Source organism: Trinickia diaoshuihuensis, from assembly GCF_003390925.1.
Classification (GTDB): Bacteria; Pseudomonadota; Gammaproteobacteria; order Burkholderiales; family Burkholderiaceae; genus Trinickia; species Trinickia diaoshuihuensis.
Map to the genome: position 1 here is coordinate 96,869 of NZ_QUBS01000080.1, position 20,886 is coordinate 117,754.

Annotated in this window: 22 protein-coding genes; 12 read left to right on the forward strand and 10 right to left on the reverse strand. The window is 64.5% G+C overall.

Features of this window, described 5'->3' with window-relative positions; genetic code table 11:
• Window positions 1–83: 83 nt before the first annotated feature.
• A complete protein-coding gene (locus DXT59_RS18160; RefSeq protein ID WP_102644038.1) occupies window positions 84–542 on the forward strand; it encodes an Lrp/AsnC family transcriptional regulator in 459 nt (152 codons plus the stop codon).
• Window positions 543–578: 36 nt separating this feature from the next.
• Here the strand turns inward: DXT59_RS18160 and DXT59_RS18165 are convergent, their stop codons facing one another.
• The 3 genes from DXT59_RS18165 to DXT59_RS18175 form a co-directional block, all read right to left on the reverse strand.
• Window positions 579–1,769: a cation diffusion facilitator family transporter gene (locus tag DXT59_RS18165; RefSeq protein WP_116138249.1), complete on the reverse strand. Its 1,191-nt coding sequence runs from the start codon at window positions 1,767–1,769 to the stop codon at window positions 579–581.
• Between the two features lie 307 nt (window positions 1,770–2,076).
• Window positions 2,077–2,376: an H-NS histone family protein gene (locus tag DXT59_RS18170; protein WP_116138250.1), complete on the reverse strand. Its 300-nt coding sequence runs from the start codon at window positions 2,374–2,376 to the stop codon at window positions 2,077–2,079.
• Between the two features lie 398 nt (window positions 2,377–2,774).
• On the reverse strand, window positions 2,775–3,440 hold the full coding sequence (locus DXT59_RS18175; protein WP_116138279.1) for a HugZ family pyridoxamine 5'-phosphate oxidase: 666 nt from the start codon (window positions 3,438–3,440) through the stop codon (window positions 2,775–2,777).
• Between the two features lie 236 nt (window positions 3,441–3,676).
• Between DXT59_RS18175 and DXT59_RS18180 the strand changes: the two genes are divergently transcribed.
• Window positions 3,677–4,795 (forward strand): MFS transporter, encoded by a 1,119-nt coding sequence (locus tag DXT59_RS18180; protein WP_116138280.1) that lies wholly within the window; start codon window positions 3,677–3,679, stop codon window positions 4,793–4,795.
• A 140-nt stretch (window positions 4,796–4,935) separates the two neighbouring features.
• Here the strand turns inward: DXT59_RS18180 and DXT59_RS18185 are convergent, their stop codons facing one another.
• Both DXT59_RS18185 and DXT59_RS18190 read right to left on the reverse strand, forming a co-directional pair.
• Window positions 4,936–6,084 carry a branched-chain amino acid ABC transporter substrate-binding protein gene (locus DXT59_RS18185; protein WP_116138251.1) on the reverse strand — a complete coding sequence of 383 codons (1,149 nt, stop codon included), beginning with the start codon at window positions 6,082–6,084 and terminating at the stop codon, window positions 4,936–4,938.
• Between the two features lie 454 nt (window positions 6,085–6,538).
• Window positions 6,539–7,654, reverse strand: coding sequence for an NAD(P)H-dependent flavin oxidoreductase (locus DXT59_RS18190; RefSeq protein ID WP_116138281.1), 1,116 nt, complete (start codon window positions 7,652–7,654; stop codon window positions 6,539–6,541).
• Between the two features lie 230 nt (window positions 7,655–7,884).
• Here DXT59_RS18190 and DXT59_RS18195 point away from each other — a divergent pair, with 230 nt between their 5' ends.
• On the forward strand, window positions 7,885–8,580 hold the full coding sequence (locus tag DXT59_RS18195) for a dienelactone hydrolase family protein (protein ID WP_205417448.1): 696 nt from the start codon (window positions 7,885–7,887) through the stop codon (window positions 8,578–8,580).
• A 67-nt stretch (window positions 8,581–8,647) separates the two neighbouring features.
• Here DXT59_RS18195 and DXT59_RS18200 read toward each other — a convergent pair whose 3' ends face one another.
• From DXT59_RS18200 to DXT59_RS18210, 3 genes are all read right to left on the reverse strand, one after another.
• On the reverse strand, window positions 8,648–8,962 hold the full coding sequence (locus DXT59_RS18200) for a high-potential iron-sulfur protein (protein ID WP_116138253.1): 315 nt from the start codon (window positions 8,960–8,962) through the stop codon (window positions 8,648–8,650).
• Window positions 8,963–9,106: 144 nt separating this feature from the next.
• On the reverse strand, window positions 9,107–10,213 hold the full coding sequence (locus DXT59_RS18205) for an NAD(P)/FAD-dependent oxidoreductase (RefSeq protein ID WP_116138254.1): 1,107 nt from the start codon (window positions 10,211–10,213) through the stop codon (window positions 9,107–9,109).
• 205 nt (window positions 10,214–10,418) lie between these two features.
• Window positions 10,419–11,396, reverse strand: a complete 978-nt coding sequence (locus DXT59_RS18210) for an AAA family ATPase (RefSeq protein ID WP_116138255.1) — start codon at window positions 11,394–11,396, stop codon at window positions 10,419–10,421.
• A gap of 320 nt (window positions 11,397–11,716) precedes the next feature.
• On the opposite strand from DXT59_RS18210, the gene DXT59_RS18215 reads away from it, so the two are divergent.
• From DXT59_RS18215 to DXT59_RS18255, 9 genes are all read left to right on the forward strand, one after another.
• Entirely contained in the window at window positions 11,717–12,298 is a 582-nt protein-coding gene (locus tag DXT59_RS18215) for a hypothetical protein (protein ID WP_116138256.1), read from the forward strand.
• A 29-nt stretch (window positions 12,299–12,327) separates the two neighbouring features.
• The gene (locus DXT59_RS18220; RefSeq protein WP_116138257.1) at window positions 12,328–13,128 is read left to right on the forward strand and encodes an endonuclease/exonuclease/phosphatase family protein; all 801 of its coding nucleotides are present in this window, start codon (window positions 12,328–12,330) and stop codon (window positions 13,126–13,128) included.
• 49 nt (window positions 13,129–13,177) lie between these two features.
• Window positions 13,178–13,822: a LysE family translocator gene (locus tag DXT59_RS18225; protein WP_116138258.1), complete on the forward strand. Its 645-nt coding sequence runs from the start codon at window positions 13,178–13,180 to the stop codon at window positions 13,820–13,822.
• A gap of 237 nt (window positions 13,823–14,059) precedes the next feature.
• Complete coding sequence (locus DXT59_RS18230) at window positions 14,060–14,830, forward strand: ferredoxin--NADP reductase (RefSeq protein ID WP_116138259.1); 771 nt, start codon at window positions 14,060–14,062, stop codon at window positions 14,828–14,830.
• 418 nt (window positions 14,831–15,248) lie between these two features.
• On the forward strand, window positions 15,249–16,244 hold the full coding sequence (locus DXT59_RS18235) for a sensor histidine kinase (protein ID WP_116138260.1): 996 nt from the start codon (window positions 15,249–15,251) through the stop codon (window positions 16,242–16,244).
• Window positions 16,241–16,897 (forward strand): response regulator transcription factor RqpR, encoded by a 657-nt coding sequence (gene rqpR / locus DXT59_RS18240; protein ID WP_116138261.1) that lies wholly within the window; start codon window positions 16,241–16,243, stop codon window positions 16,895–16,897. Before DXT59_RS18235 ends, rqpR begins: the two co-directional genes overlap by 4 nt.
• 143 nt (window positions 16,898–17,040) lie before the next feature.
• On the forward strand, window positions 17,041–18,441 hold the full coding sequence (locus DXT59_RS18245; RefSeq protein ID WP_116138262.1) for a branched-chain amino acid transporter BcaP: 1,401 nt from the start codon (window positions 17,041–17,043) through the stop codon (window positions 18,439–18,441).
• A gap of 210 nt (window positions 18,442–18,651) precedes the next feature.
• Entirely contained in the window at window positions 18,652–19,218 is a 567-nt protein-coding gene (locus tag DXT59_RS18250) for an SRPBCC family protein (RefSeq protein WP_116138263.1), read from the forward strand.
• The gene (locus tag DXT59_RS18255; RefSeq protein WP_116138264.1) at window positions 19,191–20,198 is read left to right on the forward strand and encodes an XdhC family protein; all 1,008 of its coding nucleotides are present in this window, start codon (window positions 19,191–19,193) and stop codon (window positions 20,196–20,198) included. The genes DXT59_RS18250 and DXT59_RS18255 overlap by 28 nt, the downstream gene beginning before the upstream one ends.
• A 70-nt stretch (window positions 20,199–20,268) precedes the next feature.
• Here DXT59_RS18255 and DXT59_RS18260 read toward each other — a convergent pair whose 3' ends face one another.
• Together DXT59_RS18260 and DXT59_RS18265 are read right to left on the reverse strand one after the other, a co-directional pair.
• Entirely contained in the window at window positions 20,269–20,649 is a 381-nt protein-coding gene (locus tag DXT59_RS18260; RefSeq protein WP_116138282.1) for an EscU/YscU/HrcU family type III secretion system export apparatus switch protein, read from the reverse strand.
• The coding region (locus DXT59_RS18265) for a hypothetical protein (RefSeq protein WP_205417447.1) at window positions 20,646–20,886 on the reverse strand (241 nt) is incomplete at its 5' end. The genes DXT59_RS18260 and DXT59_RS18265, both read right to left, overlap by 4 nt.

Sequence of the window (20,886 nt, forward strand, 5' to 3'; positions counted from 1 at the left end):
CCCTCGCTTATCCGCCATTCGATTGCCTTTTGTTTCTTCCGCCACTAATATCGGACGCAGTGGCTGTCGTAATGGAGGCGCGGATGGCGCTCGACACGTTTTCCCAAAGAATCCTGCGCCTCTTGCAGCTCGATGCGCGACGTTCGGTGCAGGAGATTTCCGATCAAGTCGGGCTGTCGAGCACGCCTTGTTGGCGACGCATCAAAGACATGGAGCAGTCGGGCATCATTCAGCGCTACACAGCGCTGCTCGATCGCGAAAAACTGGGGCTGCACGTCTGCGCACTGGCCCACATCCACTTGACGCGGCACACGGAAGGCGGCGTCGAACAATTCGAGCGGGAAATCTCCACCTGCCCGGAAGTGACGGAGTGCTACAGCACCACGGGCGAAGCGGATTACATCCTCAAGATCGTGGCGCCCGATATCAAAGCCTACGACGCCTTCTTGCACGATCGCATCTTCAAAATCCCGGCCGTTGCGCAGGTACGGACGAGCGTCGTATTGCGTGAAGTGAAGTTCGACACGCAACTCCCGCTTTGATATCTAGCTCGAGCGGCTAATCGCGCCGCGCACCGGTCATGCGTGTCCCGGCACGCTCGCCTTCGCGGTACCGATCTCGCGCTGAAGCGTCACCTTGCGCGCCCCCAATTTCGATTTCAATACGCTGAGATCGAGCCGTTGCGCCAGATTCGCATCATGTTCGCGATCGCTTAACGCATCCGCCGCCAGCGTGATGTCCAAGTCGAGCCCCGTGCTCAGGTAATGCACATTCAAAGCCGAGGCGCGCAACCCGTACTTCGCCAGCTCCGCATCGACGAGCGAGGCCACCGTGGCGCGCGCGGGCAGGCGCGTCGGTGGATGGGCGACGGCGTCGTTTTCGGGATCGACGTGAATCAATGCGTCGAGCACGCGCTTGTCGGTCATGACCCGCGCGCGCGCCGACTCGGCGATGTAATGCCCTTCGGAGACGGAAATCAGCGGATCGACCAGGATATGCGCATCGACGAGCGCTAGATCGCCGGTCTTGCGCGTACGCAGTTCATGCACGTCGAGCACGCCGGGCGTGGCCATCAGCAACTTGCGGATATCGCCCGTCGCAGCTTCGTCGAGCGCTCTGTCGGAGAGGTCTTGCAGCGCATCCCAGCCGAACACCCAGCCCATCCTCGCCACGAGGAAGCCGACGATCGCGGCCGCGATCGGGTCCAGCAGCCGCACGCCGAACAAGCTGCCCACGATACCGACGGCAACGACGAGCGAGGACGCCGCATCCGATCGGGCGTGCCACGCGTTCGCGATCAGCATCGCAGAACGCACGCGCTCGGCTTGCCGCAGCATGTAGCGGAACAACGCTTCCTTACACACGAGCACCAGCACCGCGACGACCAAGGCGCTCACATGGACGGCCGGAATATTCTCCAAATCGGCCAGCCTCGTGCCCGCGCGCCAAAGCATGCCGATCCCGACCGTCACGAGCAGAGCGCCGAGAAACAGCGAAGCCACTGTCTCATAACGGGCATGGCCGTAGTTGTGGTCGGCGTCGGGTTTCTCGGCACTCGCGCGATTGGCGATGAGCACGATGAAGTCCGAAATCAGATCGGCCAGCGAATGAATCCCATCGGCGATCAACGCCTGCGAATGCGCGAAAAATCCTATCGCCACCTGCAAGGTCATTAGGACGATATTGACGACGACGCTCGCGAACGTGCTTTTACGCGCGACGGCTTGTTTTTCTCCGGAGCGGAGTTCTGTGGGGGCGTGAGTGTGCATCGGTTGCGCTGAACGGCTTGAGTGTTTACGGGCCGATTGTATCGCGCGCAGCGCGGCCGCGCTGTGACAGTCTTATCGATTTTTCCTTTTCAATCAGGAGGTTATGAGAACGCGACGTATTCTTGTTCGCGTCTCGCCCCCGCGTCGAACACAGGCTTTATCGGCCCACTCTCGAATCGATTGTCCAGGTGAATGAAAGGATTCGTTAGACGAATAAAAACCGCGCACCCCAATGGGTTACGCGGTTCTCATTTAGGCCGCCGCACGCAATAGCGCAGACGCGCCCACTGCTATGCCGATAGGCCTATTACTTTTGAATCAGGAACTGATCGCGGTCCTGACCGGCAATCCACCGGGGCGGCTTGCCACGGCCCGACCAGGTATTGCCGCTTGCCGGATCACGGTATTTGGGTGCAACGCCGGCGCGCGGACGGCCAGCCTTGGCGTGCTTGCCACGGCCGCCGCCCAGTTCCGCGAGCGTAATGCCGTAGTCAGCCATTTTCTGTTTGATCTCGTTCAGCACTTCGGCGTATTCACGTGCCTTCGCCTCTTCGATCTGCTTCTCCAGCTTCTCTCGTTGGGCGAGAAGTTCCTTGTAAGAAGACATATGTTCCCTTGTGGTTTCAGTAAATGGCGCCGGTCTGATGCCGGTTTAGCCACCTCAATGCTGGGTGCCTCGGATATTTCGGAAGCGAGATTAGCACAAAAGACAAGCGGACGAAAAGCCCGAAAAGCCCATCCGCTTAAAATTACTTCATTGAATTGTTTCACTCATTCGTCATCTGCGAGTCGATCTCAATTTACCCATTGCAACTTCCATCTCATATTTCCACTGCATCGCGAACTGAACGTCCTGATAACTTTCAGATTATGAGACCGATTCCGCATGGAGCCAAAAAACCTTTCATGAAATGATAGGATCACGCACCGGCGCGGGTTTCGAGGCGATTACGGCGTGTTTTCCCGGCCGCATCCGCATTTTCCCTATTAAGCCTCACAAGCGAGCTAATCGGCGTGATCCGCGATGCAGCGCGCCAGTGCCTGTTCCAGCGCGGCCATATCGGCTTTCGGGGAATCGAACGCATAGCGCCGGCGCTCGCCGTCCACTTTCAAATCGGCGCCGTGGCGATCGACGCCCGCCAAACGGACGAGCCCCGGACGGCTCACATGCCGATCGAAGTATTCGATCAGGGCGGTTTCGTCTTCATCGGTTAAAGGCTCGAGCGGGTCGAGTTCCTCGGCGTCGAGCCAGCCCATTGCGCCGAATCCGCCGATGTATCGCATTCGCTCGATTTCGAGCACGCGAAACGAAAAATCGCCCAGCGCGAGATAACGTTCGGCGTCCGGGTGATAGCGCAAGTAACGCCGGACGAGCGGCGGTTCGAGTCCGCCGGGAATGAAACGGCCCAGTAAAGTCAAACGCTCGCCGCTGAGTATGTCGTCGTTCGGCGGCGTGTCCACCACGAGAAAACCGGCTCGCGCGTCGGCTTCGAGATTGCGCGAATGCTCGGCCAAACGGCTCACGAGCACCACCGGCCGATGTCGAGCATCGGGCGCGAACGGCAACGCGGTCGGATACGGATAGCCGAGCGGTTCGCGCGCGTGCGTCGCCAGCGCGCCCGTGGGCTTACGGTGCAATAAATGCAGCGGTGCATGTGCGGATAGGTTCATGGTGTCGTGCCCCATTTGGGGCGGATATGAGCTGTCAGCGAGATGTAAAGGCGTCCGTTAGAATCGACGATTCTCATTCATCGTAGCGTTTGCGCACGGATCCGGATGCCCGGATTTTCGTGTGCTGCTGCCCTTTTTTCAGCCTGGCACAAGTGTCTCAAACCACTTCCTCGTCCGCATCCCCCGTGCATCGTCACCTCGCTCCGGCCGCGCGCGAACGCGCGCGCTACGCCACGATGGCGCTCTTTTTCATTGCGGGAATGGCGTACGCCTCGTGGGGCGTGCACGTCCCCACGGTGCGCGACAAGTTCGATCTCCAGCCGGCCGCGCTCTCGCTCGCGCTATTCGTTCTGACGGGCGGTTCGATCGCGGCCACGGTGGGCAATGCTAAATGGATCGCGCGCGCCGGCACGCGCAAAGCGTGTCTCGTCGGCGGGCTCGTGATGTCGGTCAGTATGGCGCTGATCTTGGTCGCACCGTCCTATGCGCTGATGTTACCCGTGCTCGCGGCGTTCGGCGCGGGCATGGCGACGATGGACGTCGCGATGAACGCCGAAGCCAGCGCGGTCGAGGAGGCGCTGGGCCGCCCCATCATGTCGTCGCTGCACGGCATGTTCAGCATCGGCGGCATGATCGGCGCCGCGGTCGGCGGGGTGGCTTTGGGTCACGGGGTGCCGAGCGCCGTGCATATGCTGTTGGCGGGACTCGTTTGCGCCGGCGTGCTCGCCGTGGCCTGCCCCGTCGTGCTGCCTCACGTGCCCCACACCGAGAGCCATCATGGCGGCACGCGTTCGAGCCGCTGGCGCTCGCCCGTGTTGTGGGCCCTGGGCGCCGTCGCGCTGATCGCCTTGATCGCCGAAGGCGCGATGTACGACTGGGCCGCCGTCTATATGCGCGATATCGTGCACTCGACGCCCGCTTTCGCCAGTGCCGGCTATGCGGCCTTTACGGGCGCGATGGCGGCCGGACGCTTCGCCGGCGACGCGATTCGAGCGCGCTTCGGCGCTGTTCAACTGGTATTCGTCAGCGCGTCGCTGGCTTTTGCCGGAATGGTCGGCGCGCTGGTGCTGCCGTTCTCGATCACCGCGCTTGCCGGCTTCGCCATGATGGGGCTCGGCCTCGCGAACATGATGCCGGTGCTGTTCGCCGCGGCCATGCGCGTCAAGGGTATCCACGCGGCGGAAGGTCTCGCCCATGTCGCGAGCATCGCCTACGTCGGCCTGTTGTTTGGGCCCGTGCTCATCGGCGGCGTGGCGCAAGCCACCAACCTCTCGATCGGTCTCTCGGTCGTCGCGCTATGCGCCGCGCTCGTCGCCGTCATCGGCCCGCGCGTGCTGAAGCGGCTCGGCGTCTAAGCGGCAGCGCGGCAAAGCGCCCGCACAAAAAAACGACAGGCGCGCACGCGTTTGGCATGCACGCCCGTCGATGCTTCCGTTACAGGCCGCGCTAACCGTCGATACGGTCGCGCGGCGTCGATCGGGAAGGCTCGCGTCGATTACATCTTCACTTCGTTCAGCAGCGTCTTCTTGCCGGTCACGTAGTGGTACAGCGAGATCACGCCGTGCTTCAGATCGCCGTGCTCGTCGAACGTCGTCTCGCCGATGATGCCCTTGTAATCCGTCGACGGCATTGCCGCGAGGATCTTCGCCGCATCGGTCGAGTTCGCGCGCTTCATCGCGTCGACGATGATGTAGATCGCGTCATACGTGAACGGCGCGTAGATCTGGATCGGCACGCCGAAACGGGCCTTGTACTTGGCTTGGAACTCTTCGCCGGCCTTGCCCATCTTCTCGAGCGAGCGGCCCGCTTCCGAGCACACGACGTTGTCGGTCGCGTCGCCGGCCAACTGCGCGAGCTGGTCGGTACACACGCCGTCGCCCGCCAGGACCTTCGCCTTGATGCCCAGTTGCTTCGCTTGCTTGGCGAACGGGCCGCCCGTGGCGTCCATGCCGCCGTACATGATCGCGTCGGCGCCTTCGCCCTTGATCTTCGTCAGAATCGCGCGGAAGTCGACAGCCTTGTCGTTCGTCGCGTCATGCGAGAGCACTTGCATGCCGAGCGACTTCGCCGTCTTCTCGAATTCGTTCGCCAAACCTTGACCGTAGGCCGTGGCGTCGTCGACGATCGCGACCTTCTTCAGCTTCAAATCCTTCGCTGCGTAGTTTGCGAGAGCGGGACCTTGCTGCGCATCCGTCGCCACGACGCGGAACGTCGTCTTGAAGCCTTGCAGCGTGTATTGGGGGTTCGTCGCCGACGGCGAGATCTGCACGATGCCCGCATCGCTATAGATCTTCGAAGCCGGAATCGACGTACCGGAGTTCAAGTGGCCAACCACGGCGACGACCTTGTCGTCGACGAGCTTCTGCGCAACTTGCGTAGCCGTACGCGGGTCGGCCGCGTCGTCTTGCGCGTCCAGTTGCAGCGTGACCTTTTGGCCGCCGATCACGAGACCCTTCTTGTTGATTTCTTCGACAGCCAGACGAGCGCCGTTTTCGTTGTCCTTGCCGAGGTGAGCGATTTGGCCCGTCAACGGCGCAACGTGACCGATCTTGACGGTCTCGTCTGCCGCGGCACCCGTTGCCATCGTCGCGAACAACATTGCAGCCGCGGTGATCGGCAACAGTTTTTGCATCTTGATATTCATGTAAGTCTCCGGTTTCGGTCCCAAAAACGACGTGATCGCCCGAATCCCCGCCTTCCCTCTTGTTGTGTCGAAGGGGCAATTACGTCGGATGCATCGTCATGCACTTGTTGGTGCACCCCGGCCGGCGAGTTCGTGACAAGCCTTGCCTGCGTGCTGCGCGCAAGTGTAGGGCAACAAATTAAAGTTGGGGATATTTTTGAGAAAGTGGGAAGACTACTAATAGCGCGCGCAGCGAAAAAGGCTTGCGGGAATGGGCGCGACCGCCCGCAAACCCACTAGGCATGCGGGTTTTGGAGCAGTCGGCAGTGCGGCGGCGACGCAACAGTGCCGCGTTCAATTGCAAAAATGGTGTGCTAAGCGCTTGAGCGGAATCAAAAAAACGCTTAACAAAAACATACAAACGCCATTCGATCGAGCGAACAACGCGGCTTTACCGAGGCGATCCGTAGTGTCTTTATTCGATCGCGCCGATGCGCGAAAGGGCGTTCACCGCGGCTCGCCATTCGGTATCGAGCGCATCGACGAGTTCGGCGGCGCCGGCGCGCTCGGGCCGTCCCCGCAAAAGCGGCGCGCCCTGGCCCGACCACAGCGAGAGGTAATCGCCGCGGTCGGCCTTCGCCGCCGTTTGGCGCAACTCCTGAGTCAGCGCGTTTTGCACGGGGTAAGGCGCGACCAGGGAAGGCTCGGCTTCGAGCCGATCCATCAACGTATTGCGTATGCCGCGGGCGTAGCGTCCCGTAATGGCCCGTGTCACCGAAGTGGACGTATCGCGGCTCGCGAGGAGCCGCCGGCGCCAGTCCTCGGCAATCGCGCTTTCCGCGCAAGGCAAGAACACGGTCCCGAGTTGCGCCGCCTGCGCACCGAGCGCGAGCGCGGCCGCTATGCCCCGGCCGTCCATGATCCCGCCCGCCGCGAGAACCGGGATGTCGAGCGCATCGGCGAGTTGCGGCACCAGCGCCATCGTCCCGACCAGCGGATTCTTGCCCGCGTCTATGAAGGTGCCGCGGTGTCCGCCGGCCTCGGCGCCCTGCGCGCAGACCGCATCGGCGCCCGCATCGCGCCAAGCGAGGCCCTCGGCAACGTGCGTCGCCGAGCCGATCACATAGCTGCCCGCCGCCTTCAGGCGCGCCACGTCGGCCGCATCGAGCACGCCGAAAGTAAAACTGACCACGGGCACGCGCAGTTCGACGAGCCGATCCAGTTGCGCGCGAAACGCGTGCGCATAGCGCTCGAGGGCACGGCCCGGCGGCAGTCCCAGTTCGGCGCGCAGCGGATCGATCGCACTCAGCGCGCGACGTACCGTCGCTTCGTCGGGCGTATGCTCGTCGAGCACGAACAAGTTGACGCCGAACGGGCGCGAGGTCCCGGCTCGGATCTCAGCCACTTCGGCCGTGAGCTTATCGGGTGTCATCGCGCCGGCGCCGAGGCTGCCGAGCGCCCCGGCGTTGCTCGCGGCGATGACGAGCGCGGGCGTCGTCGCGCCGACCATCGGCGCCTGTACGAGCGGTAGACGCAAATCGAAACGTTCGGCGAACGGCGTGGCGTAACGGTTCGATGCTCTCGTGCTCATTTGAAGTCTCCTGGCGTCAAGTCGGATCGGCGCGCCGACGATGCGGTCACTGTACGCCGCCGCCTTGCGTCCGAAAAATGAATTATCGAGATCGTTTCGTTTCCGTTCGGTGAACGAGTTGGGAAAGCGCCGCCGCTTACGCTGGCTATACACGCCTCCAGCAAAGCTCGCGAATCGATGCGAAACTGGCGGCCCCTACCGAATTGCCAGACGAGAGGTTTTCGATGAGTGTGACAACGCGATGGATCGAGATCGACGCCGGCGCAGGCGAGCGCTATGACGGCTACCTGGCGCTGCCGCGCGCGGGCAAAGGCCCGGGCGTCATCATCGTGCAGGAGATTTTCGGCGTGAACGCGCATATCCGTTCGGTCGCCGAACAATATGCGCTGGCGGGCTACGTCGCGCTCGCCCCCGATATCTTCTGGCGCGCCGAGCGCCGCGTGGAGCTAGGTTACGAAGGCGCCGACCGCGACAAGGCGCTCGCGCTGCTAAAGAATATCGATGCCAACCAGGCGGCGGCCGATCTCGGCGCGGCCGCGAAGGCGCTGCGCGCGCTGCCAGAAACCGCAGGCAAAGTGGGCGCGGTCGGCTTTTGCTTCGGCGGTCAACTCGCTTATTTGATGGCGGCGCGCGGCACCGTCGATGCCGCCGTCGCCTACTATGGCGGCGGGATTCAAAACAAGCTCGACGAGGCGCCCAACGTCCGCGTGCCGATGCTGTTTCATTATGCGGAGCATGACTCGTCGATCCCGCAAGCAGCCGTCGCTCAAGTGCGGCAAAGCTTCGCGGGCCGCGCGAACGCGCAGTTCCACGAGTATCCGGGCGTGGGGCACGGCTTCAATTGCTCGGATCGTTCCGCCTACGATCAGCACGCCTCGGCGCTCGCGCACGGACGCACGCTCGAGTTTCTCTCGTCTAACTTGTAAGCGTCGAACGATCGGCGCGGCTGACTGGCCGCGCCGCAGTCGAGCATGGTCTTGGGCGGCCGCTCGATCAGGCCTTCTTCGAATACGCGCTGCACCAGCCCTTGCCGGCGACTTGCTTGCCCCCGAACATGGGACAAGGTGCGAATGCGTCGGCGGGTTTGCCTTGGAAGAACTGGCAGTTGCTGCACGTTTCGCCCGCGGCGTACTTCGGATACTTCGCCTTGTCGACTTTGGACGCATCCAACTTATAGCCGAGCGCAACGGCGGTCGGATCGTTTTCCGCGACTTTCGGGGCATCGGCCAGCGCCTCGCGCGAAGCCAATGCGAGCGCGGACACAGCGCCCAGACTCGTGATCAAAAACGTACGGCGGGACGACTTCATGGGGGACTCTCCTTTATATGATCCTACTGTGCGCTGCTTCTCGCGGCAGCAGTGGGCAAGCATAGCAACGAAGCGCCGATAGCGCACCGGGCTTGACCCTATGTCGCGGATAAGCGGACGCACCGGTCCGTCGCCTGCGTCTCCTTATGCCCGGCCCGCGAGCTCGCACACGCGCTGCGCGATCGCGAGCGATGCGGTCAACCCCGGAGATTCGATGCCGAACAAGTTGACGAGCCCCCGCACGCCGTGTGCGGCGGGACCTTGGATCACGAAATCGGCGGCGCTTTCGCCCGGCCCCGACAGCTTCGGCCGGATCCCCGCATACGCCGGCTGGAGCGCACCGTCGGGCAGCGCGGGCCAATACTCGCGAATGGCCGCGTAGAACGAATCGGCGCGGCGCGGATCGACGTCGTAATTGATCGTATCGACCCATTCCACGTCGGGGCCGAAGCGCGCTTGGCCGCCGAGGTCGATCGTCAAATGCACGCCGAGCCCCGCTTCGTTCGGCATCGGATAGATGAGACGCGAGAACGGCGCGCGCCCCGACACGCTGAAATAGTTGCCGCGCGCAAGATAAAGCGGCGGCACGTGCCGCGCATCGAGCCCGCGGATCTTGCGGGCCAGTGCGTTCGCGTGCAAGCCGGCGCTGTTGATGACGCAGGCGGCCGAGAGCGCGGTAGGCGATTCGCCGCCGACCGTGACGACGAAGCGGCCGGCTCTGGCCTCCACCGATTCCACGGGCGAATGAAATGCGCAGACGCCGCCCGCGCGTTCGGCGTCCCCTTGCAACGCGAGCAGCAACTGATGGCTGTCGACGATACCCGTTTGCGGGGAGAACACCGCGGCCTCGCATTGCAGGGCCGGCTCGAGCTCCTGCGCGTCGGCGCCCGATAGCCGGATCAGATCGAGCACGCCGTTCTCTTTGCCGCGCGCCTCGATGGCGGCAAGCTGCGGCAATTGATTGCGCGCGGTCGCGACCAACAGCTTGCCGCAACGCTGATGCGGCACGCCGCGCGCGGCGCAATATTCATAGAGCATTTCGCGCCCGCGCACGCAAAGCGTCGCTTTCAACGAGCCACGCGGATAGTAGAGCCCCGCATGTATGACTTCGCTATTGCGCGAACTCGTGCCGGTGCCGATGGCTTCGCTCGCCTCGAGCACGATCACCTCGCGGCCCCGCTCGGCGAGCGAGCGCGCGATCGCTAGACCGACCACGCCCGCGCCGATCACTACACATTCGATCTCATCCATGTTTTGTGGTCGCGGCCCGTTCGGCCGCGCTTCTCCGTCCGCTTCCAACTCAGGTGGGACTGCTTCGCGAGCGCCGGCATGTCCGGCGCTCGCATCGTCGCGCTTAACGAGACGTAAGGATCATGGATCATTGTACGACGCCGGGCGGCGTTCCCAACCCGCGAGCGGAGCAAAGCGCCGTCGTAACGGCCGAAACAAACGGGTCTCAGAACCCGATCGGCCGGCGTCGCGCGCCGCGTTCCGGGCGGATGTCGTCGGCGCGCACGACGTCCCGGCCGTCGATGCGGGCCTCGCCGAACGCGTGCAGGATGGCGCGGCGCATATCGCGCGGCGACGCGCGCGAGAGCGCTTCGAGAGCATCGTCGCCCAATCGCTCCGGAAAGCGCCGGCCCCAGCCGTGCGCGGTACGGACTTCATCGTAGATCGTCTGAGCGATACGGCGCGCGCCGTCGCGATCGGGCGGCGCGATTTCGTAGACGCTCATGCGGCTCAAGATGGGCTCGGGAATCGCGCGCTCGTCGTTGGCCGTCGCGATCCAAATGACTTGGCCCGCGTTGATCGGCACTTCGGCGAACTCGTCGATGAACGCCTGCGCCGTCTCGTGTTCGAGCAGCGCGTATAGCGCGCCGAGCGGGTCGTATTGCGAATCCGCGCTCGCTTTGTCGATCTCGTCCACGACGATCACGGGGTTCGCATAGCTGCCGTTCACCAGCGTTTCGAAGACCTTGCCGGGCTTGGCGTTCTTCCATTGCGAGGAAGCGCCCGACAAAATCCACCCCGCCGTCAGCGAACTCATCGCGACGTACTGATGCGAGGTGCCGAGCAAGCGCGCGAGCGCTTTGGCGAAATGCGTCTTGCCGATGCCGGGATCGCCGAGCAACAGAATCGGCATCAGCTCGAGCCGGTCTTCGGTTTCGACGCAAAGCGCCATCTGCCGGCGCACGTCCTCGAGCGGATCGGCGAAATTGGGCAGCGCCTCGATGAGGGCATCGATCGCGGGCATGCGGTTCGGCTTCACGCAGAACCGCATATTGCCCACCTTCAGCATTTTTTCGTAGGTCGTGCGCAGCGCCTCGTTCGCGCCTTCGGTCAATTCGTTCAGTGCCGTCTCGACCCGTTCGAGGTCGTACAGCTTGCTGAAGGACGCCACTGCGATTTCCTGTTTCACCACGGCTGTCGTCATCGCTCACCTCTCATGCCATTGCCAAGCGCATGTGCTCTCCGAGCGCGCCCCGACCCCATGGTGTTGCCATGCGTCCGGCCTCGGGCGGCGCATCGTTCGCTACTTTGCGATTTCAGTGTAGCCAAGCAATTTCCATGCGAAAAGCGAGCAGCGAGACGAACGTGCTGCTAATAACGTAGCGGCGCGGGCGACGGCGGCGCGCCAGCGGCCGGCACCGGCGCCTCGGCACCGTTCGTGCGTCGGCCATATCGAAAGGCGTAAGATGGACGCTTGTCGTTTCGCGCGGCAGCCTCCGTTTTCGCGCGAAGGAGAAGGGTTCGATGACGCGTTCCACCCGCATTGCCGCCGGCTTCGCCGGCCGCCTGGCCCGGATATCGGGCACGTTCGCGGCGCTTGTGCTGGCAAGCGCCTTGGCCGCAAACCAGGCGGCGGCCGCGGCGGACGCGGCCTCGTCCGCGCCCGCCGCCGGCCCGGTCGACGACACTCCCACGGCCGTCAGTTGGAAACTCGACGTTTTGCGCGACGGGCAGCCGATCGATACGTTCGAAGCCACGACGATGGTCGGGCAGACATTCAGCGATACGCACCATCACCCGATGCAACATCGCGTCGGATGCAAGGACAACCCCGCGGGCGGCATCGATCTTGCACGAACGGTATCGGTTTCGCCGATCGCCGCCGATCCCGGCGGGGTGACGCTCGCCGTCGATGCCGACGAAACGATCGAAGACGACGCGGCACCCACGACCCCCGAAGGCTGCAAGCTGCCGCCGCAGCCACGGCGCGTGAATGCGAGCCACCCCGGTCTCTTGGTTCCAATCGGCCAAGCGGCCGATTGGACGTTGATCGACAAGAATCCGGCGCTCGTCTATCGCGTGCATGCGAGCGTCACGTCTCATTAACGGTTGCAACGAAGCGGAAACGACGCTGCATGCGAAACCCCGAAGAATTGACGGCGGCAAGGCCGCATAAGAAAGAGTTCATCGCGGTGAGCTGGAACCTGCACAAAGGCCGCTCGCCGCTCGGCTTTACGGCATGGAAGGCGATGCAGCGCTGGGTCGAATCGACGCACGCCGACGTCTACTTTCTGCAAGAAGCCATGGCGCGGCGTATGCCGGGTCCGGTGCTGGCCACGAGCTTCGGCGCGCCTGTGCACGAGCCGCTTGCCGATGTCTGGGAGTGCCAGGCCACTGAGATTGCACATGCGCTCGACCTCGACATCGCACTCGGTCCGAATGTGTTCAAGCCGTCTTGGCGGCATGGCAATGCGATCCTTTCCCCGCATCCGCTCGATCTCGGCGGGCGCTGGGATATCTCGGCGCACCGGTTCGAGCGGCGCGGTTTGCTCGTGGCGCGCGCGGCCTTCGCGGGCCGCTCGGTCACGCTGCTATGCGCCCACCTCGCGCTCACGCGCTCGGCCCGCATGCGCCAGATGAATTGGATCGCTCATTGGATCGCGCGCGAGGCGCCGGACGGGCCGCTCGTGCTCGCCGGCGACTTCAACGATTGGCGCAACGACTCGGTACCGATCTTCGGCGAACACGGGCTCGTGGAGGTGGCGACGCTCCTGGGGCAGCCTGCCCGCACGTTTCCGGCGTTTTCGCCGGCGCTCGCGCTCGATAAGATGTTCGTGCGCGGCATGCAGCCGATCGCCTGCGTGCCGCCCACGCAAGAGACGGCGTGGCTTTCCGACCACTTGCCCTATATCGCTCGACTTCAATTGCAGGACTGAGCGGCGAAGTTGCGTTAGATTTGACGCTTTCGCCACGGGCGCCAACGCGATGCACTACCTACCGATCCTTGCCCAAATCGCCGTCATCTATTTCGTCGCGGCGGCGAGCCCGGGGCCGAATTTCTTTATGGTGACCCAGTTGTCGCTGGCCGGCCGGCGCGGATTGGGCGCGGCTTCCGCGCTCGGCGTATGCACGGCCTCCATGCTCTGGGTGACGCTCGCCATGCTCGGTTTGTCGGCCGTGCTGCAGCGCTTGGAATGGATCGATACGGGCGTGCGCGTGGCCGGCGCGCTGTATCTGATTTACTTCGGGCTCAAGCTGCTGCGCTCGAGCGCCCGCCGCGACCTCGCCCCAACCGCTTCCGCGCGGGCGGCGCAGCCCGTTGCGCATGATGCGGCCGCATGGCTGCGCGCGTACCGCTCGGGCTTCGTCACTTGCGCGACGAACCCGAAATCGTGCGCGTTCTGGACGAGCGTGTTCGCGGCGATGTTCCCGAAGCACCCGCCGATGTGGTTTTACGGCGCCGTGTTCGCGACGGTCGGTTCGCTCTCGGCCAGTTGGTACTGCGGCATGGCGTTCATGTTCGCCACGGAGCGCACCCAGCGCGGCTACCGTAAGCTGCGCCGCCCGATCGACGCGTTTTGCGGCGCGGCGCTCGTCGGGCTCGGCGCGAAACTCGTCGCCGAACGCTGAGCCGCGGCAGTCCCGCGCAGCGCTTGCGCATCGCCCTGAAGGATGCCTCGATCGATCCCGGATCGAGGCGCAAAAACCCCACAAGTCACCGGCGCGTCGCAAGCGCGGTAAAATGCCGGGTTTTCAGCGTCGTCAGACGCAGCCCGCGACAGCCCTTCGCCCTAGCCTAGCCCCCGCCGGCCGGAGCGTTCGTGTGCCGAGCGCTTTGGTGCCACCCCTTCGCCCTTTCATGTAGCCATGAGCAACCTGAACCCGCAAACCGTCCTCTCCGTCCATCACTGGACCGACACGCTGTTCAGCTTCACCTGCACCCGTGACGCGTCGTTTCGCTTTGAAAACGGGCAATTCACGATGGTCGGGCTGGAAGTGGACGGCAAGCCCCTGATTCGCGCCTATAGCATGGCGAGCGCGAACTACGAAGAAAATCTCGAATTCCTCAGCATCAAGGTGCCCGACGGTCCGCTCACCTCGCGCCTGCAACACTTGAAGGTGGGCGACCAAGTGCTGATCGGCAAAAAGCCGACGGGCACGCTGATGGCCGACAACCTGCTGCCGGGCAAGACGCTATGGCTGCTCTCGACGGGTACGGGCCTCGCGCCGTTCATGTCGATCATCAAGGATCCGGGCGTGTACGACCGCTACGAGAAGGTCGTGCTGACGCACACCTGCCGTTTCGTGGACGAGCTCGCATACAAGGAATACATCACCGAACACTTGCCGGCCCACGAGGACATCGGCGAACTCGTGCGGGAAAAGCTCGTCTACTACCCGACGGTCACGCGCGAGACGTTCCACAACCGCGGCCGGATCACCGAACTCATCGATACGAAGAAGCTGTTCGAGGACCTGAACGTGCCGCCGTTCTCGATCGAGAACGACCGCGTCATGCTGTGCGGCAGCCCGCATATGCTGCGCGACACGCGCGAACTGCTCGACGGCCTCGGCTTCAAGGAAGGCAGCAACAACGAGCCGGGCCATTACGTCGTCGAAAAGGCGTTCGTCGGCTAAACGAACCGCGGGGCAAGACGCCGCCGTGCGGCCCGGCCCCGGAATCCCACGTTGCGGGCCCGCGCCACGGCGAGCCCGCCCCGCAAACCGGAGCCCTTGCGCTCCGGTTTTTCTTTTGCGCGGCCCGTCGCGGCCACGTACTGGTTACATTTACCTGCCTGTCATGCGCATTTCCTCGTAGGAATTTTTCCTACATCGAAAAACGCCATCCCTGTCAATCGGGGCATGTCGAATCGTTGTAATGCTCAACATCCGGGAATTTCCGCCAGTTTTGAGATATGATCCGCCGCAAAGAAGGGTCGAATGGAAACGGTTCGGCAACCGGTAGCCGCGTGTTACCAGATGTAAATTGCGTTACACGGCAACGTCGTCTTTTCCGGCGCCGCGGTGTACAAAATGTGAGGTTCGGTTCTTCGCGATGAGTCAACGTCTGGCCAATTCCGCCCGGCAACAGGCACCTTCGGATGTCTCGACGGTCGTTCCGCTCGTCGCCGGTGCGATATCGGCGGCCGCACGCGAGGCGCGGCACCCGCGGCCGCGCGGCGAACGCCTCCAGGCTTTTCAGCCTGCTCCGGCCGGCTTCGCCGCCGAACGCAAGAGCGAGGGGCCGCGGCAAACGACGCGCGAGCATCCGGCCGATATGGCCGAGGCGCGCGAGGAAGTGATGCGCCACCTCGCCCGCGAACTACACGACGGTCTAGGCGCCGAACTGACGGCCGCGCGTTTCGCGCTGGCGGGCGTGGAGCAGGCGCTCGCGCGCGGCGCGGACATCGCTGCCGCCGCCAGCGCCCTCGCCGTGGCGCAGCAAGCACTCGACGCCGCTTGCGAGGCGGGCCGCCGTCTCGTCCAAGAACTGCACGAACCGAATGTGGAAGGCGGCATCGTCGCCGCGCTCGGCGAGTGGACGCGCGCATTTTCCGAGCGCACGGGTCTGGCGACGAGCTTCGTCTGCGCGGCGGACGTGCGTCTCACGCAGTTGCCGGACGACGCCGCGCTCGCGGTGATGCGCGTCGCCCAAGAAGCGCTCAATAACGTGGCCAAGCACGCCGATGCGCGCCGCGCCGACGTCCGGATCCAAACCGATGCCAAGCGCTTGGTCCTCATCATCGAGGACGACGGCCGCGGCATGCCGCCGCGCGCGCGCCGCGCCGGTGCGCCCGATTCGATCAACGCGCGCGGCTTCGGCCTGCCCGGCATGCGCGCTCGATGCGAGGGCTTCGGCGGCGCGCTGCGTATCGCCTCGCGGCTGCGCGACGAATCGACGCCCCCTTGGCACGTGCCGGGGCCGGCCGACGAACGTCCGCCGGCCGCGCGCTCGGGCACGACCGTCCGTGCTCACTTTTTGTGGGCGGCGATGGTCCACGGCCGCGACGCGCTCGCGGCCCGGGCGGGCAGCCGCGGGGGCCGGCGATGACGCTCAGAATTTTGCTCGTCGACGACCATGCCATCGTGCGGCAGGGCGTTCGCCAGCTTTTGCTGAACCACGCCGTCGCCCGCGAGGTCGTGGAGGCGGATAGCGGCGCACAGGCCCTCGCCAGCCTCGACGTCGATCCGTTCGATATCGTCTTGCTCGACATCTCGCTGCCCGATATTAACGGCGTGGAGGTGCTCAAACGGATCAAGCGCCGGCAACCCCGCACGCCGGTCATGATGTTTTCGATGTACCGCGAGGATCAATACGCGGTGCGCTCGCTCAAAGCGGGCGCGTCCGGCTATCTCTCGAAGACCGTGACGGCCGCGCAGATGATCGAGGCGATTCGACAAGTCGCGGCGGGCCGCAAGTATGTGAGCCCCGCGCTCGCCGAAGCCCTGGCCGATTACGTCTCGTTCGACAGCGACCAGCTCCCGCACGAAAAGCTCTCCGACCGCGAGTACCAGACGCTGTGCATGCTTGCGTCGGGCAAGCGGCTGACCGACATCGCGCACGCTCTCTCGCTCTCGGTGAAGACGGTCAGCGTCTACCGCGCCAGGCTGCTCGAGAAGATGAAGCTGAACAACAACGCCGAGCTGACGTTCTACGTGATGAGCAACCGGCTCGTCGATCTGAATCCGGCCATGACGGGCTGAAAAATAGGGCTTTACCAGGCGTTCCTTAGACTTTTCCGATTCCGAAGGTTGCACCGGGTTTCGCCTGCCGAATGGGCTAGAATCTTGGGTTTTTCCGCACAGAGTTGCACCATGGGGTGCAACCATTAGGAGACCCTCGCCTTATGTCCCTCTTCCGCAAGAAAAACGTCGAGCAGATGATCGCCGGTGCCGAACGCACCGGCCTGAAAAAAGCGCTCGGCGCGCTAGACCTCACGTTCCTCGGTATCGGCGCGATCATCGGCACCGGCATTTTCGTGCTGACGGGCACGGGCGCCGTGCAAGCGGGCCCGGCCTTGATGATCGCCTTTCTCATCGCCGCCGTTGCGTGCGCGTTGGCCGGTCTAGCGTACGCGGAATTCGCCTCGACGATCCCGGTCGCGGGCTCCATCTACACGTATTCGTACGCGACGCTCGGCGAATTGGCGGCGTGGGTCATCGGCTGGGACTTGATGCTCGAGTACGGGCTGGCCACCTCGGCCGTCTCGGTCGGCTGGTCGGGCTACTTGCAATCGCTCGTCGCGGGCTTCGGGCTGAAACTCCCCGTGGCGTTGACCGCGGCGCCCGGCGCCGTGCCCGGCGCGACGACGCTGTTCAATCTGCCCGCGTTCCTCGTCATGATGGTCATCACGACGCTGTTGTCCGTGGGCGTGCGCGAATCGACGCGCGTGAACAACCTCATGGTCGGCATCAAGGTCTTGGTCGTGCTCGCCGTCATCGCGGTGGGCGTATTCCATGTGCAGCCCGCGAACTGGCACCCGTTCATGCCGCACGGCTGGCACGGCGTGTTCGGCGCCGCGGCCGTCATGTTCTTCGCGTTCATCGGCTTCGATTCCGTGTCGTCGGCGGCCGAGGAAGTCAAAAATCCGAAACGCGACCTGCCGATCGGCATCATCGCGTCGCTCGCGATCTGCGCCGTGCTCTACGTGGCCGTGGCCGCCGTCGTGACCGGCATCGTTCCCGCCCCGCGTTTCGCCGACAACATCGCTCACCCCGTGTCGTATGCGCTGCAAGTGGCCGGTGAAAACTGGGTGGCCGGCTTCATCGATTTGGGCGCCGTGCTCGGCATGCTCACCGTCATTCTCGTCATGAGCTACGGGCAGACGCGGATCATCTTCGCGATGTCGCGCGACGGCCTGCTGCCCCAGGTCCTCTCGCGCGTGCATCCGCGATTCGCCACGCCGGTTACGACGACTTGGCTCGTCGGCATCTTTTTCGGCCTCATCGGTGCGTTGGTCCCGCTGAACGTGCTGGCCGAACTCATCAATATCGGTACGTTGGCGGCCTTCTCGATGGTGTCGATCGCCGTGCTCGTGCTGCGCCGCACGCACCCGCACCTGCCGCGCTCGTTCCGTTGCCCGGGCGTGCCCGTCGTGCCGCTGCTCGCGGTGGCCGCGTGCGTGTTCCTGATGGTGAATCTGCAATTGATCACGTGGATCGCCTTCGTCGTCTGGCTCGCGATCGGGCTGGCCGTCTATTTCGGCTACTCGCGCAAGCATTCGCTGTTGGCTCGCACGAAGCACTGAACACCCCGCCTCTCTATGAACGGCATCGCCGGCGCAAGCCGCGATGCCGTTTTTCTTTGCACACGGCTTGCTGGCGATGCACTGCCTTCGCGCCTATGTGGCCCGGTGAACTTGCACGCGCCACGAGGTCCATAATGATTGAGTTCCGCTGACAACGACCAGCGTCCGCTTGCGGGCGCCGGCCTTCCCTATTGAAGGAGGAGCAACGCAATGGAATTGACGGAAAGCTATACGCTGCCTGTGCCGCCGCAACGGGCCTGGGAAGCACTGACCGACGCCGCTATCTTGCGCGCGTCGATTCCCGGTTGCGAAGACATCCAGGCCGATGGGGAAAACGGCTTCCGATTAGCGGTCAATCTGGGCGCCGACGGGGCCGGCACTCGTTTCAAGGGCCGAGTCAGGCTGACGGAAGTCGATACGCCGGGGGCCCGCACGCTGCTGTTCGAACTCGACTCGCCGGCGGGCGCGGGCAACGGCGGCCCCCAGAGCGCAAGGCTCCGGCTAGAAGCCGACGGGGATGCGTCGAGCACGCTACTCTATACGGCCTATGCGCAAACGCTGCATGCCGACGGGACGAGTCCCGCCGATTCGGCCGTGCGTCAGGTCGCGGACGAATTCTTTAAGCGCTTCACGGCGCATTTGAACGCGTTCGATCAACCGCTGCCGAGCGATGCGCCGCAAGGGGCCGGATTGTCGGGGCAGCATGCGGCGGTGTTGGAGTCGGCGCCTGCCGGCAAGGGAGGGAAGTCGTGGAAAGCATGGACCTCGAGGTCCTGAATACAAGCGCACGTTGGCTGGCCGAGGGCCAGCGCGTGCTGATCGCTACCGTCGTGCGCACCTGGGGTTCGTCGCCGCGTCCCGAGGGCGCGATGCTCGCGATCCGGGGGGATGGTCTCGTCGTCGGCTCGGTGTCGGGCGGGTGCATCGAGGATGATCTGATCGAGCGCGTCAAGCGCGGCCACGTCGACACCGCGCGGCCGAGCGTGGCGCGTTACGGCGTGGCGGCCGAGGAAGCGCATCGCTTCGGGCTGCCTTGCGGCGGCACGCTCGAACTCGTGCTCGAACCGCTCGGCCCGGCGAGCGGCATCGACGCCCTGTGCGAAGCGCTCGCGAACGGCGCGCTGCTGGCTCGTACGCTCGACATGACCACCGGGCGGGCGTCGCTGGCCCCGGCCGCCGCGACCGACGGCGTGCGATTCGACGGCGAGCGGCTCGTGACCGTTCACGGGCCGCGCTATCGCATGCTGATCATCGGCGCCGGGCAGTTGTCGCACTACTTGGCGTCGATGGCCGTGGGGCTCGATTATCGCGTGACCGTCTGCGATCCGCGCGAGGAATATACGGACGAATGGAACGTGCCGGGCACCGAAGTCGTGCGCTCGATGCCCGACGATGCCGTCTTGGAGATGAAGCTCGATGCGCGTTCGGCCGTAGTCGCGCTCACGCACGACCCGAAGCTCGACGACCTCGCGCTGATGGAGGCGCTCAAGACGCCGGCGTTCTATGTCGGCGCGCTCGGCTCGCGGCGCAATAACGCGGCGCGGCGCGAACGGCTACGCGAGTTCGATCTGAGCGAAGCCGAACTCGCCAGATTGCATGGGCCGGTGGGTATCTATATCGGGAGCCGGACGCCGCCCGAAATCGCGATTTCGATTCTGGCCGAGGTGACGGCCGCGAAAAACGGCGTCTCGCTACCGACGATGCTGCGGGTGGAAGGGGCCAAGGCGGCAAGGGAGAGCGCCGCGTGCGGCGCATAGCACCGGGCGACGAGGCCTGGGCGCTGAAAGCGGCTCGATCGGCTTGCCGACCTGGCCGGCAGTCGGCCGATCATCGTGGCAAAAGTGGAACGCCAGTGACGGGCGGCATGGGCGAATCTCCGGGATCGCTCGCGCGGGAAGATGTCGCGGTGGCGGCTTCGGCTGTTCCATCGTCATCCGCCACCCCGCTCTCCAGCCGATACAGCCAGGCCAGCAACTCGGCCACGGCCTTGTAAAGCTCGGGGGGAATGCGCGCGTCGAGATCGACTTGCATGAGCAGCGACACCATCTCCGGGGCGCGATGAACGTAGAGCCCCGCTTCCTGCGCCCGCTGGATGATCATCTCCGCCACGAGCCCATAGCCCTTGGCGACGACGCGCGGCGCTTTATCGCCGCCTTTCGCGTCGTAAGCCAGGGCAGCCGCGCTCGTGCGCCGCTCGCGCCGGCTCATGATCCGCTCCATTCGAAGGGATCGTCGAACAAACGATCGATCGGCGACGGCACGGGCCCCGCATTGGGCGCGCCGCGCTTGGCCTGGGCCGCGGATTCCGCGCTCGACGGGCCGCCGATGTCCAGCCCGCCTTCGCGCACCTCGACGTCGGAGACGTCCTTGGCGGCTTCGCGCGCCTCGGCCTCGGCGGCCGCGCGCGCATAGGCCGAGGTCGCCGCCGACGCGCCGCCGCCCGCC

Bases quoted from the DNA above. Each gene is read 5' to 3' on its own strand.
- DXT59_RS18160 (WP_102644038.1), top strand. From the start codon at position 84: ATGGCGCTCGACACGTTTTCCCAAAGAATCCTGCGCCTCTTGCAGCTC.
- DXT59_RS18165 (WP_116138249.1), bottom strand. From the start codon at position 1,769: ATGCACACTCACGCCCCCACAGAACTCCGCTCCGGAGAAAAACAAGCC.
- DXT59_RS18170 (WP_116138250.1), bottom strand. From the start codon at position 2,376: ATGTCTTCTTACAAGGAACTTCTCGCCCAACGAGAGAAGCTGGAGAAG.
- DXT59_RS18175 (WP_116138279.1), bottom strand. From the start codon at position 3,440: ATGAACCTATCCGCACATGCACCGCTGCATTTATTGCACCGTAAGCCC.
- DXT59_RS18180 (WP_116138280.1), top strand. From the start codon at position 3,677: ATGGCGCTCTTTTTCATTGCGGGAATGGCGTACGCCTCGTGGGGCGTG.
- DXT59_RS18185 (WP_116138251.1), bottom strand. From the start codon at position 6,084: ATGAATATCAAGATGCAAAAACTGTTGCCGATCACCGCGGCTGCAATG.
- DXT59_RS18190 (WP_116138281.1), bottom strand. From the start codon at position 7,654: ATGAGCACGAGAGCATCGAACCGTTACGCCACGCCGTTCGCCGAACGT.
- DXT59_RS18200 (WP_116138253.1), bottom strand. From the start codon at position 8,962: ATGAAGTCGTCCCGCCGTACGTTTTTGATCACGAGTCTGGGCGCTGTG.
- DXT59_RS18205 (WP_116138254.1), bottom strand. From the start codon at position 10,213: ATGGATGAGATCGAATGTGTAGTGATCGGCGCGGGCGTGGTCGGTCTA.
- DXT59_RS18210 (WP_116138255.1), bottom strand. From the start codon at position 11,396: ATGACGACAGCCGTGGTGAAACAGGAAATCGCAGTGGCGTCCTTCAGC.
- DXT59_RS18215 (WP_116138256.1), top strand. From the start codon at position 11,717: ATGACGCGTTCCACCCGCATTGCCGCCGGCTTCGCCGGCCGCCTGGCC.
- DXT59_RS18220 (WP_116138257.1), top strand. From the start codon at position 12,328: ATGCGAAACCCCGAAGAATTGACGGCGGCAAGGCCGCATAAGAAAGAG.
- DXT59_RS18225 (WP_116138258.1), top strand. From the start codon at position 13,178: ATGCACTACCTACCGATCCTTGCCCAAATCGCCGTCATCTATTTCGTC.
- DXT59_RS18230 (WP_116138259.1), top strand. From the start codon at position 14,060: ATGAGCAACCTGAACCCGCAAACCGTCCTCTCCGTCCATCACTGGACC.
- DXT59_RS18235 (WP_116138260.1), top strand. From the start codon at position 15,249: ATGAGTCAACGTCTGGCCAATTCCGCCCGGCAACAGGCACCTTCGGAT.
- rqpR (WP_116138261.1), top strand. From the start codon at position 16,241: ATGACGCTCAGAATTTTGCTCGTCGACGACCATGCCATCGTGCGGCAG.
- DXT59_RS18245 (WP_116138262.1), top strand. From the start codon at position 17,041: ATGTCCCTCTTCCGCAAGAAAAACGTCGAGCAGATGATCGCCGGTGCC.
- DXT59_RS18250 (WP_116138263.1), top strand. From the start codon at position 18,652: ATGGAATTGACGGAAAGCTATACGCTGCCTGTGCCGCCGCAACGGGCC.
- DXT59_RS18260 (WP_116138282.1), bottom strand. From the start codon at position 20,649: ATGAGCCGGCGCGAGCGGCGCACGAGCGCGGCTGCCCTGGCTTACGAC.